This is a genomic window from Arthrobacter globiformis, from assembly GCF_030818015.1.
GTDB lineage: Bacteria > Actinomycetota > Actinomycetes > Actinomycetales > Micrococcaceae > Arthrobacter > Arthrobacter globiformis_C.
Genome location: NZ_JAUSZX010000001.1, coordinates 1,388,042 through 1,399,356 on the forward strand (window position 1 = coordinate 1,388,042; position 11,315 = coordinate 1,399,356).

Here is an 11,315-nt window from a genome sequence, read left to right on the forward strand (position 1 = left end):
TGCAGAACAAAGGAGTTTGATGTGAACACACCAGCCGCCGGCACCGCCTCGCCGCCAGCCGCCGTCGAAAATGAAGACGTGCACCAGACCAAGCTCAGCGGCCGCCGCGCCGCCCTCCTCATCTCCACCCTGCTCCTCGGCGTGCTGTCCTTCCAGCTCAACGCCAGCATGGTCACCCCGGCGCTGCCCCAGATCGCCGCCAGCTTTGGCCTGGGAGCCGACGCGGCCGCCCCCGTGCAGTCCATGTTCTTCCTCGCCGGCGCCATCGCCGGACCGGTGATCGGGCGGTGGAGCGACTTCATCGGCCGCCGCGCCGCCCTGCTGCTGGTCCTGGCCATCATGGGCGCCGGCACCATCCTGTGCATCGCCGCGCCCACGCTGCCGCTGCTCATCACCGGCCGGTTCCTGCAGGGCGTGTCCAGTGCGGTCTTCGCGCTCTCCTACATCGTGCTCAGCGAGAACCTGCAGCCCCGCGTCTTCGGCACCTCCGTGGGCATTATCGCCGCCATCAACGGCGGCATCGGGGGAGTGGACGGCTACGTCGGCGGCCTGATGTCCGAGACCCTCGGCTTCCGGTCCATCTTCGCCGTCGTGCTCGTGCTCACTGCCGTCGCCGCCGGCTGCATCCTCAAGACCGTCCCGAAGGGGCGGCCGCAGGGCGTCCGCGGCGCCATGGATTGGTGGGGAGCGGGCTCGCTCTCGGTGTTCTTGGTGTTCATCACGTACTTCGTCTCCGGCGGATCGTCCGCCGGCTGGACCGCCCCGGGCACGCTGGCCCTGCTGGCCGGCACCGTCGTGTCCTTCGCCGCCTTCTGGATGATCGAGAAACGGCGCAGCCAGCCGCTCATCGCCGTTCACCATCTGCGCTCCCGCCAGGTGTGGCCCGTCATCGCCACCACAGTCCTGACGCTCGCCGGCATCTTCGCCGTCATGAACTTCACCGTGGTGCTGCTCAGCCAGGATCACGACGCCGGGTTCGGACTCAGTGCCTCCCTCTCCGCCCTGCTGTTCCTCACCCCCGCCGCGCTCATCGGCGTCTTCGCCGCACCGCTCGCCGGCTGGCTCGCCGGCCGCCGCGGCTGGATCAAGACCCTCCGCGCCGGCACTGCCTTGAGCCTGGCCTGCGCCGTAGTTGCCGCAGCTTTCTCCGGCAACCAGACCGCGGTGATGGTCGCCGTCGCGGCCCTCGGCATCTTCTACAACGGACTCTTCCTCACCGCCATCAACGGCCTCTCCGTTCTGCTCTCGCCCAAGGAAGCCCCCGCCGCCCTGCCCGGCATCAACGGCGCCTCCTTCGGCATCGGGGCGAGCCTAGGCGTCGTGATCGTGGCGCCGTTCGCCGCCCAGGCCACCTCCGCCGGCTACGCCACCGCCCTCTGGATCTCGGTGGCCATCACGGCGGCGGCGTTCATCGTCAGCCTCTTCGTCGCCGCCCCCAAGGGCGAAACCCTCTAAACCCTTCCCCCTGACTGAAAGAAGGACCACTCCCATGACCAGCCACCCGTTCTACCTCGACTGCGACACCGGCATCGATGACGCCCTCGCCCTGGCCTACCTGCTCGCTTCGCCCCAGGCGGACGTGCGGGGGATCGGCGCCGTCAGCGGCAACGTCAGTGCCGCCGTCGGCGCCCGCAACACGCTGGACCTGCTGGAGCTCGCCGGCCACGCGCACATCCCCGTCGCCCTCGGCGCGCACCATCCTCTCGCCGGTTCCTTCGGCGGGGGAGCCCCATGGGTGCACGGCGCCAACGGCATCGGCGAGGTTGAGCTTACGACGGCGGCTGCCGAACTCGCGCCGGAAACCGCGGCGGAGATGCTGGTGCGGCTCGCCCACGAGCACCCCGGCACGCTGCGGGTCCTGGCCATTGGCCCGCTCACCAACATCGCCGAGGCCCTGCGACTGGAGCCGGCCTTGCCCAGGCTGGTTGCGGAGATCACGATCATGGGCGGCGCGGCCCTGGCCCCGGGGAACCTCACGCCGGTGGCGGAGGCGAACATCGCCAACGACCCCGAGGCCGCCGCACTGGTGCTGTCCGCGGACTGGAAGGTGACCCTGGTGCCGCTGGACGTGACCATGACCAACGTGCTGGAGGAGAAACACCGGCAGGAGCTGCTGGCCTCGCCGGGTCCCGTGCCGCGGGCGCTGGGGGAGATGCTGGGCTACTACTTCCGGTTCTACGAGGGCATCTTCGGCCGCGCCTGCTCCGCCATGCACGACCCCCTCGCCGCCGCGCTCGCGGTGGGCGCTGTGTCCGCTGCGGTCGCGCCGGTGGTGCATGTGGACGTCGACACTACATCGGGGCCGGGCCGCGGCCAGACCGTCTGCGACCTGCGCGGACTGTACATGGACTACCCGGAACAGCCCGGCGCCCGCTGCCGCGTAGTGCTGTCGCTGGAGGACGACTTCGCGCCGCATTTGGTGGAGACGCTGTTGTCACTCTCTGAAAGCACGACGGCGGAGGCTGCGTTGGGTGCAGCGGTCGCCTAGCGTTGTGGATTTGATGGCTCTTAGCAGCGTTCCGAGTTTACGAGGCACCCTCTGATGTTTGCTGCATCTATTGGTCAGAGGGTCTGCAAGAACGCGGTGATGTCATTGGCGAGGAGCTCGGGTTCCTCGTGCGGAGCGAAATGCCCGCCTCGGGGCATCCTTGTGTATCGGGCGACTTGATATGACCGGTTGGCCCAGCTTCGGGGTGGCTGTGCGAGGTCGAACGGGAACAGGGCGACCGCCGTAGGCACTCGCACCCGACCCACACGCGCCGTGAAGCCAGCTGCGAATTCGTAATACGGGCGGAACGAGGTGCCGATGGAGTTCGTGAACCAGTAGAGGGATGCGAGGGTGACGAGGTAGTCATCGCTGAATCGTGTCGAGACGTCCCCTCCGCAGTCGCTCCAGGCGCGGTGCTTTTCGAGGATCCAAGACAACAGGCCTGCCGGCGAGTCCGACAGTGCGGGCGCGAGGGTGAGGGGACGAGTTTGCTGCTGATGTTGGTACGCACCTTCTACTGCAACCCAGGCGTTCACGCGTTCTAAATGTTCCTGTTCTTCGGGGCTGATCGTACCGGGGTCAATATGAAGCGGTGCAGCAACTGCGAGGAGATGGATGCCGACGACTGCTTCGGGATGGGCCTCGGCTAGGCGTGAAGTAATTCCTGCGCCGAGGTCGCCGCCGTGTGCCGCGTACCGGTCGAAGCCGAGGTGATCAGTCATCAACCGGTGCCAGAGCTCGTGTGTCTGCTCGTGCAGGGATGGGCGCTGCGGGGAGAATGGCAGACCTGGCAGGGCCGGAACAATCACCGTAACGGCCGTTTCGGAACTGCGACCGAACCGCGATGGTGTCGCTAATCGCTCGGCGAGAGCCACGAGTTCGAGCGCGGTGCTTGGCCATCCGTTGGTGAGTATTATGGGGAGGCCGCCCTGCTTTTCCGGGTCGAATCGAAGATACGCGACGGCTGTGCCGTCGACGTCGGCCCTATTCCAGGGCAACGCTTCGATGCGACGTCGTTGCGCTTCCCAGTCGAAGTCCTCGGCCCAGTACGAGACAAGTCGACGCAGCTCTTCTTGGTCAGTTCCGGCTTCCCAGCTCGGCACGGGCCACGAGGCAGGCCACCGCGTGTTGAGGAGCCGGCGGCGCAGGTCATTGACCTCTTCGTTTGTCGGATCGAGGGCGAGGGGGGAACGAGACATAGCGCTCATTTCAAAAAAGTTGCATAAGCCGTGACGTTTAAACGGAATTATCCCAGCCTGTGATCCTTCCCTTTCCTTTGGGGCCACGCGCTGCCCATTCCCTGGCCCAATTACTCTTTCCACCGCGAGTAGGTATGGGCGCGGACGGGCCAGTGTATGGAACCCGCCCGCGCCCTTTCTTCAACAGACGTCGCGGACACGGCTGTACGTCTGACCTGTGACGCCCGAACGCTTTATCCCTTTCGCCCGAAATGGCGGCGCAGGGTTGTTGCTTGCCACCCGCGCGGGCGATGAACGAGGTGGCCGCGCCCTGGTCGCCGCGAACGTGTGTTGCTTAGGTAGGCGTCAACTCGTGGGCTCGGCCATGACGGTCGCTTCCTCGATACGCACGAACCGTCCGTCGGAATCCAGGGCCGCGAAGACGTAGACCTCGTGAACGACGCGCCGACCATCGGCACCGAGCAAATCGATGAGGTGGCGTTCGGCGTAGCGGCTACCGTCGGTGATTTCATCCAGGACGGTAATAGTGACTTCTTGGGTGTTGCTCCGCAGGTGCGTGATGCGGGCGAGAAACCCGGCCCGGTCGTCCCATTGCCCGTTCGTGCGTTGTCGGAAGTCGGGGCTGATATGCCGGTCGGCTGCCTCGTCCACAGGAAGGTCGTGATTCTCGAGGAGGTCTGCGAGGGCGTCTCTGAGTGTGGTCATCGAGTGGCTCCTGATCTCCCCGGTCGCACGGATGCCGGTTCATGGAGGGTCCGTAGGGAGCTCATCAGACCGTGAGCACGATCTTGCCCTCGATGTGTCCCCGGGCCGCTCGCTCGTGCGCCTGCTGGGCGTCGGCGAGGGGGTAGGTGCTGTCGATGGCAACGCGCACTGTGCCCGCCTCGATCAAGCCCGCCAACTGTTCGAGCTGTTGGCCATCGGAGCGCACCTGGGTGGATGAGACCACGACTCCGAGCTCGGCTACCTCCTCGGGGTCGAATTCGGCGAGGTAGACCGGGAACAGCGCGCCGCCGCGCTTCAGCGTGCGGAGGAAGCGTCGGCTGTGGGGACCGCCGACGGTATCGACTACGAGGTCGATGTCATGGGCGATGTCTTCGGGGCGGTCCTTGGTGTAGTCGATGAACTCGTCAGCGCCGAGTTCGCGCAAAAATGCTTCGTGTTCACCCGAGGCGACCGCGATGACGTGCGCGCCCTTCCATTTCGCAAGCTGCACGGCGAAGTGCCCAACGCCGCCCGCGGCCCCGTTGACGAGCACCGTCGTGTTGGAGTCAAGCCTGACCGGGCGGTGCCGATCAGCCTGAAAAGGCGAGGGGTGGTCGTGTCCCAGCTCGATGAGAAACTGCCATGCGGTCAGCCCTGACATTGCCGCACCCGCGGCGTGCAGGTGTTCGACGCCCGCTGGCTTGTGCGCGAGGTCTGAGGCCGGCGCGGTCACGTATTCGGCATAGGCACTGCCTTGGAGGCTGGTGGGGAAGCGGACCAGGCCGAAAACTTCTTCGCCCTTCGTGAAGCCTTCGACGTCGCCGGCGACAGCGTCCACGACCCCTGACACGTCGGTGCCCAGGATAATGGGCAGGTTCATGGGCGGCAGCATCTCTCGCGGCACGCCCGGCATGCCCTCGCGCATGTACCAGTCCGGAGGGTTGACGCCCACCGCGGAGACCCGGACGAGCACCTCGCCCGGCCCCACCTCGGGGACCGGCACCTCCTCGTGGCGCATTACCTCGGGGGCGCCGAAGTGGTGAATTCGAATCGCCTTCATACTGTTCGTGGGCATTGTGTGTCCTTTCAGTGGCCTGCCTGTACCATTAGTGGAGCAGTGCTCCGAATTTACTGGAGCACTGCTCCGGTTGTCAAAAGGAGATGTGAGATGCGTGTCGACGCTCAAAGAAACTATGAGCACCTGCTCGATACTGGCCGCGTTGTTGTCGTCGAGCAGGGAGCTGAGGCGTCGCTGCGCGACGTCGCCCGCCGGGCTGGCGTTGGTTTGGGAACGCTTTACAGGCATTTTCCGTCACGGGAGGCCCTGCTTGAAGCCTTGCTGCGCGAGAGCTTTGACAAGCTGGCAGCGCAGGCAGCCGAGCTTGAGGCGGCAAGCGCACCGGCAGACGCACTCATTGTCTGGCTGCGCGATTTCGTCGCGTTCTCCCGTACCTACCGGGGCGTCACGGAGATGATGATGGCCGCCATCGAAAACACGGAGTCCGCCCTCCATACCTCATGCGTCAGGCTGCGCGGCGCCGGCACGCAGTTGCTCACCCGCGCCCAGGCCGCCGGCGCCGCCCGCCCTGACATGGATGGCACCGACCTGTTCGCGCTCGTCACCGCACTCGCCTGGCTCGGCGACCAACCCTCAAGCGCGACCCGCGCCGGTCATCTCTTCGACATCATCGCAAGCGCAATCCTGGTAAATCGAGCAAGCGGCGATTCCCTCTCCGAATCCCCCTAACGCGGCACTGGGCTCGACACGCGCCGCGACGGGGCTCTAGATGACCGTATAACCCGCCCAATTAGATGTGCGATCAAGGTGCAGGTACCCAACTGCAGTCCTGAGGGCCACACCGGCGTGGTCGGCGTGGCCCTCAGAAATTGTCGACGCAGTTCTCCATGGCGATGCGGATGGCGCCTACCAGGTTGCCCTCGATCATCTCCAGGGAACGGCCTCGCTGCTTCATGTCCTGGTCTCGCCGGAGGATTCCTCACTGGCAGCCTCCGGCGATTCCTGACGTCCAGCGAAAGCGTGCCCTCATCCCACCTTCCGAGGTCTGATGACCAGCCCGACGACGGCTGCCAGCGCGAGGGCGGAGAGGATGGTCGCCGACCAGAACCCGGCCCGTCCGCCGGTCAGGAAGTCGCCGGGGACAGCGAAGGCCGCGTAGGTCGAAGCCACGATGGCCAGTCCGACGGCGCCGCCAAGTTGCTGCATGGTCTGGAAAAGCCCGGAGGCGGATCCTGCGTGCTCGGGTTCGACGTTGCGAAGCGCGAGCGTCGTGAGCGGCATGAACGTCATGCCGGCTGAGATTCCCGTGAGCAGCAGGGCAACCATGACGATGGCGAAGGGGGTGTCCGGACTCAGCTGCGTGAGCGGCAGGAATGCGACGACGCGAAGGGCGGCGCCGAGCATGACGAGGCGGACGGCCCCGAAGCGCTCGACCAGCCGCGGGACGATCCGCGACATCGCGAAGATGCTCAGGGGCATGGGCAGGAACGCCAGCCCCGTCAACAGTGGCGTGAGGTGCAGATCGTTTTCGAGGTACTGGACCATGAGGAAGAACATCGCCAGCATCCCGCCATAGGTGGCCGCCATCGCCGCAAGCGCCGCCACCCGGCTCGGGCTGCGGAGCAGCTGCGGGTGGAGCAGGGGGTGGGCCACTCTCCGCTCGGTGAAGGCGAGCACGGTGATCAGCGCTGCGCCGACCACGAACCCGCCGATCGTGCGCGGACTGGACCAGCCGTCGTCGCCCGCCTGGATGAGAGCCCACACGATGGCGACGGCGCCGCCCGTTGCGGTCACCGCGCCGAGCACGTCGAAGCGTCCGGGTCTGCGGGGAGTTTCGGCGTCGAGCCGGGGCACGGCAATGAGGACGACGACGCCGATCGGCACGTTGATGAAGAGGGTCCACCGCCAGTTGGCCATGTCGGTGAGCAGGCCGCCAAGAATGAGCCCGAGCGCACCGCCCATCGAGGCGACGGCGGAGAACAGTGCAAGCGCCCGGTTCCGTGCGCCGTCGTCCCGTGCGCTCGTAGTGATGAGCGCGAGTACGCTCGGGGCGGCGAACGCGGCACCGAGGCCCTGCAGTGCGCGTGCGATGACGAGGAGAAGGGGTGAGGTGGCCAGGCCGCCGAGCAGCGAGAAGACCGTGAAGACTGCGACGCCCACCAGGAACGTGCGGCGACGGCCGAAGACGTCACCGATCCGTCCGCCGAGCAGCAGGAGGCCCCCGAAGGCTACCGCGTAGCCGTTCAAGACCCAGCTGAGCTGGGCGCGGGTGAAATGGAGGTCGGTGGCGATGTGGGGGAGCGCGACGTTAACAACTGTCGCGTCGAGGACAAGCATGAGTTGGGCAAGCATGACCAGCCAGAGGCCAATGCTGCCTACGCGGCGGCCGGATGGCGCGGTCCCGGCGGGCGCCCGTGTGGCGATTGTGGATGTCATGGGGTGGTGTCCTGTTCTAGCCGAAGGGCTGACGTACACTAAGAGGAGAGATACTCCGCTTAGAACTATACGGAGACCCTCTCCGTTTTGGCAACAACGTTTTGAAAGGTGCTTCTGTGCGCGCTGATGCTCAACGCAACCGCGACCGGATCGTGGAGGTTGCACGTGCGTTCTTCCGCGCCAAAGGCTACGACGCCGTCTCGATGGACGAGGTCGCCAAAGGGGCCGGGGTTGGCACCGGCACGCTGTACCGGCACTTTCCTACCAAGGAGTCCCTGTACGACGCGGTCCTTGAGGCCTGGGCAGAGAAGGTCAACGAGGCAGTCGACAGGGCGCTTTCGCTCGATGCGCCGGCGCGGGAGCAGCTCTTGACTTGGCTGGGCGACTACGCAGCGATGCTGACGGAACACAAAGGTGCAGCCGCCCGGATCACTGCTGCGCTGGGCGACTCTGAGTCTCCATTCGCGGCGAAATGCACGACTTACATCAACGCGAATCAGCGCGTGATTGACGCGTTGGACTCGGCCCTGCGCCCCGGGGTCGAGGCAATTCAAATCAGTCGACTTGTTGGCGGGGCGGCTGCAGTCGCAGACAACAGCGAGCTTCCCGCCGACGCAGTGGCATCGATGCTTGCGATCGTCGCTGACGGACTGCTCGCTCCCTGACGGGTTCAGCGGACGCGTGTCGTCCCGGGCCCACAAACTCTGACGCCGGCTGCTTCTCGACCATTGGACAAGCTTCTGCAGCTACAAACCTTCTGCAGCTACAAACGTTGGCCCGCACTCATTGTTCAGGATGACCTGTTTGCAGCATCGGAGTCGGTCACGTTACTGCCACTGACCTCCCAGCTCACGGACGCCCCGTTGCTGAGAGTGACGGTCGAACCGGGACAGCTTACCGGCTTGGAACGCGTAAGCCAGATCATGGTGGACAAGCTAACAACAGTCCGCCGCTCCAACCTGGGGCAGCGGATAGGCCGAATAGATTCCAAGACGATGGTTGCGGTTGAACAATCGCTTGCCGTCTTTCTTGGGCTGGGGCGCTGACTGGCTCAACTACCGGTTTCGACAGGCTCAACCACCGGGGCGAAGCCGCTCGAGGGCCCAGTCCCCGTTGCTCAGCTCCTGCTGGAGGCGGACGTCCGCCTATTCAGGCCGGCGGCGCCTAAGCCCTCGCCCACCCCGAGTGTTTGTCCGGCTGTCGTCGTCTTGGCACGATTCAAACCGCGACAGCTGGACAAAAACTCGGGGTAATCTTCAGCAGACACTAGGTGGCCGGGCCGGAGTGAAGCAAGATGCTCCGTATGAGAAAAGTCGTTACAGCCAGCCTCGCCGCAGTAGCCGTAGGTTTTGGCGCCCTAACCGTAACCGTCCCGAGCAGCGCGGCAACGGAGCCGCAGCCTCAGCAGATATCCGGCCAGATCATCGTCAAGTTCCGCGACAAGGGCGTCGCCGCCGGCGTCCTGCGCCAGAACGGTCTCAGCGCCGGCGCTGGCATTGGCAGCACGGGCGCGCACCTCATCAAAGTACCGGCCGGCAAAGAATCCCAGCTCATCGAATCCCTGAGCCGGAACCCTGCCGTTGAATACGCCGAGCCGGATCAGCTCGTTACCGCCGCCACCGACGACCAGTATTTCGGCCGCCAGTACGCGCTGCAGAATCTGGGCCAGTCATTTACCAACACAGACAACACGCAAACCATAGCCTCGGGGACACCGGACGCCGATGTCGATGCCGTCGAAGCATGGAGCATCACGACCGGCAGCGGCATCAAGGTTGCCATCGTCGATACAGGTGTCGCAATCGACCACGAGGACATTTCGCAGAAGGTCGTGGCACGGGCCAACTTCAGCGATTCGAAAATCGTCAATCCTGAGGACTATGACAAGTACGGGCACGGCACGCACGTCGCCGGTATCGTCGCCGCCGAACATAACTCCACGGGTGTGGCAGGTGTATGCCCGGGCTGCAGCATTCTCGATGCCAAAGTGCTCAACGATAGCGGGTCCGGCTCCAGTTCAGCCATTGCCAATGGAATCAACTGGGCAGTTGAAAAGGGCGCGAAGGTCATCAACATGAGCCTCGGCCAGCGCGTCTCTTCACGCGTGCTTGAAGCTGCCGTTAACAACGCTTGGAACAAGGGCGTGGTGCTAGTGGCTGCAGCCGGCAATGCCGGTACCCAAGCCAAGATCTACCCGGGCGCTTACCCCAACGTCATTTCCGTAGCTGCAACCGACAACCGTGACAACAAGGCATCCTTCTCGACCTACGGCAAGTGGGTGGATGTCGCGGCGCCGGGTGTCGACGTTTACTCGACCTTCCCGATCCACCCCTTCGTCCTGGGCACCCAGAACGGACGGTCCACCGGTTATGACATTGCCAGCGGCACGTCAATGGCCTCACCTATTGTGGCCGGCGCAGCCGCGCTTGCCTGGAGTTCACACGCCGACGCCACAAACACATCAGTCCGGGCAAACATCGAATCAACGGCTGACCCAATTCCCGGTACAGGCACCAACTGGGCATATGGCCGGGTGAACGCGTGCAGGGCCGTCGGTAGCGACTGCAAATAGCGTCGGTAGTAACTGCAAACAACAAAGATGCTCCGCCAGCGAAACTGGCGGAGCATCTTGCATAGAGCCTAGGACTGGAGTGACTGGGAAAACCTTGCTGCTTACTCCGGGGTCACGTACGCTCCGGCAATGCCGCCGTCGACAAGGAAGGTGGAGGCGGTGATGAACGACGCGTCATCGCTGGCGAGGAATGCAACGGCAGCGGCCAACTCCTCTGGTTCGGCGAACCTGCCGAGGGGAACATGGACCAGCCGGCGGGCGGCCTTCTCGGGGTCCTTGGCAAAGAGCTCCTTCAAGAGGGGAGTGTTGACCGGGCCGGGGCACAGGGCGTTTACCCGGATGCCCTCGCGGGCGAACTGGACCCCCAGTTCACGGCTCATGGACAGGACGCCGCCCTTGGAGGCGCTGTACGAAATCTGGGAGGTAGCGGCGCCCATCACGGCCACAAAGGACGCCGTGTTGATGATCGATCCCTTGCCCTGCGCCTGCATGTACGGCAGTGCGTATTTGCAGCAGTAGAACACGGAAGTAAGGTTCACTTCCTGGACCCGTCGCCATGCGTCGATTCCCGTGTCAATGATGGAGGCGTCGTCCGCCGGGGAGATTCCGGCGTTGTTGAATGAGATGTCGACGCTTCCGTAGGTTTCGTTGGTCACGGCGTAGAGGTTCTTGACCTCTTCTTCGCTGGTGACATCGACTTTGACGAACAGGCCGTCGATTTCTTCAGCGGCACGCTGCCCGGCGGTCGGGTCGAGATCGGCGATGACAACGTGCGCTCCTTCGGAGGCGAACCGGCGTGCGGTTGCAAGGCCGATTCCGCTGGCTCCGCCTGTGATGACGGCGCTGCGGCCTTTGAGTCGGTTGGAGATAACTTCAATCATTGTGCTTGTCCTTTGC

At 64.8% G+C, this 11,315-nt stretch carries 11 protein-coding genes; 6 read left to right on the plus strand and 5 right to left on the minus strand.

The window, feature by feature from the left end:
- Window positions 1-21: 21 nt before the first annotated feature.
- Together QFZ23_RS06430 and QFZ23_RS06435 are read left to right on the plus strand one after the other, a co-directional pair.
- On the plus strand, window positions 22-1,455 hold the full coding sequence (locus QFZ23_RS06430; protein ID WP_373427854.1) for an MFS transporter: 1,434 nt from the start codon (window positions 22-24) through the stop codon (window positions 1,453-1,455).
- A gap of 34 nt (window positions 1,456-1,489) precedes the next feature.
- Window positions 1,490-2,488 carry a nucleoside hydrolase gene (locus tag QFZ23_RS06435; protein ID WP_306921411.1) on the plus strand — a complete coding sequence of 333 codons (999 nt, stop codon included), beginning with the start codon at window positions 1,490-1,492 and terminating at the stop codon, window positions 2,486-2,488.
- Between the two features lie 74 nt (window positions 2,489-2,562).
- On the opposite strand, the gene QFZ23_RS06440 is transcribed toward QFZ23_RS06435, so the two are convergent.
- The 3 genes from QFZ23_RS06440 to QFZ23_RS06450 all read right to left on the minus strand — a co-directional run bounded on the left by QFZ23_RS06440 (window position 2,563) and on the right by QFZ23_RS06450 (window position 5,467).
- A complete protein-coding gene (locus QFZ23_RS06440) occupies window positions 2,563-3,696 on the minus strand; it encodes an epoxide hydrolase family protein (protein ID WP_306921412.1) in 1,134 nt (377 codons plus the stop codon).
- Window positions 3,697-4,032: 336 nt separating this feature from the next.
- Window positions 4,033-4,392, minus strand: coding sequence for a nuclear transport factor 2 family protein (locus tag QFZ23_RS06445; RefSeq protein WP_306921413.1), 360 nt, complete (start codon window positions 4,390-4,392; stop codon window positions 4,033-4,035).
- A 64-nt stretch (window positions 4,393-4,456) separates the two neighbouring features.
- On the minus strand, window positions 4,457-5,467 hold the full coding sequence (locus QFZ23_RS06450; protein WP_306921415.1) for an NADP-dependent oxidoreductase: 1,011 nt from the start codon (window positions 5,465-5,467) through the stop codon (window positions 4,457-4,459).
- A 93-nt stretch (window positions 5,468-5,560) separates the two neighbouring features.
- Here QFZ23_RS06450 and QFZ23_RS06455 point away from each other — a divergent pair, with 93 nt between their 5' ends.
- On the plus strand, window positions 5,561-6,139 hold the full coding sequence (locus QFZ23_RS06455) for a TetR/AcrR family transcriptional regulator (RefSeq protein WP_306921417.1): 579 nt from the start codon (window positions 5,561-5,563) through the stop codon (window positions 6,137-6,139).
- A 297-nt stretch (window positions 6,140-6,436) separates the two neighbouring features.
- Here the strand turns inward: QFZ23_RS06455 and QFZ23_RS06460 are convergent, their stop codons facing one another.
- Complete coding sequence (locus tag QFZ23_RS06460; protein WP_306921419.1) at window positions 6,437-7,846, minus strand: MFS transporter; 1,410 nt, start codon at window positions 7,844-7,846, stop codon at window positions 6,437-6,439.
- A 116-nt stretch (window positions 7,847-7,962) separates the two neighbouring features.
- Here QFZ23_RS06460 and QFZ23_RS06465 point away from each other — a divergent pair, with 116 nt between their 5' ends.
- The 3 genes from QFZ23_RS06465 (at window position 7,963) to QFZ23_RS06475 (ending at window position 10,418) form a co-directional block, all read left to right on the plus strand.
- Window positions 7,963-8,511: a TetR/AcrR family transcriptional regulator gene (locus QFZ23_RS06465; protein WP_306921421.1), complete on the plus strand. Its 549-nt coding sequence runs from the start codon at window positions 7,963-7,965 to the stop codon at window positions 8,509-8,511.
- A gap of 63 nt (window positions 8,512-8,574) precedes the next feature.
- Window positions 8,575-8,892, plus strand: a complete 318-nt coding sequence (locus tag QFZ23_RS06470; protein WP_306921423.1) for a type II toxin-antitoxin system PemK/MazF family toxin — start codon at window positions 8,575-8,577, stop codon at window positions 8,890-8,892.
- A gap of 257 nt (window positions 8,893-9,149) precedes the next feature.
- Window positions 9,150-10,418, plus strand: a complete 1,269-nt coding sequence (locus QFZ23_RS06475) for a S8 family serine peptidase (protein ID WP_306921425.1) — start codon at window positions 9,150-9,152, stop codon at window positions 10,416-10,418.
- Between the two features lie 101 nt (window positions 10,419-10,519).
- Here QFZ23_RS06475 and QFZ23_RS06480 read toward each other — a convergent pair whose 3' ends face one another.
- Window positions 10,520-11,299 (minus strand): 3-oxoacyl-ACP reductase, encoded by a 780-nt coding sequence (locus tag QFZ23_RS06480; protein ID WP_078027646.1) that lies wholly within the window; start codon window positions 11,297-11,299, stop codon window positions 10,520-10,522.
- Window positions 11,300-11,315: the final 16 nt, after the last annotated feature.

Coding starts and splice junctions, on each gene's coding strand:
- QFZ23_RS06435 (WP_306921411.1), top strand. CDS start 1,490: ATGACCAGCCACCCGTTCTACCTCGACTGCGACACCGGCATCGATGAC.
- QFZ23_RS06440 (WP_306921412.1), bottom strand. CDS start 3,696: ATGAGCGCTATGTCTCGTTCCCCCCTCGCCCTCGATCCGACAAACGAA.
- QFZ23_RS06445 (WP_306921413.1), bottom strand. CDS start 4,392: ATGACCACACTCAGAGACGCCCTCGCAGACCTCCTCGAGAATCACGAC.
- QFZ23_RS06450 (WP_306921415.1), bottom strand. CDS start 5,467: ATGCCCACGAACAGTATGAAGGCGATTCGAATTCACCACTTCGGCGCC.
- QFZ23_RS06455 (WP_306921417.1), top strand. CDS start 5,561: ATGCGTGTCGACGCTCAAAGAAACTATGAGCACCTGCTCGATACTGGC.
- QFZ23_RS06460 (WP_306921419.1), bottom strand. CDS start 7,846: ATGACATCCACAATCGCCACACGGGCGCCCGCCGGGACCGCGCCATCC.
- QFZ23_RS06475 (WP_306921425.1), top strand. CDS start 9,150: ATGAGAAAAGTCGTTACAGCCAGCCTCGCCGCAGTAGCCGTAGGTTTT.
- QFZ23_RS06480 (WP_078027646.1), bottom strand. CDS start 11,299: ATGATTGAAGTTATCTCCAACCGACTCAAAGGCCGCAGCGCCGTCATC.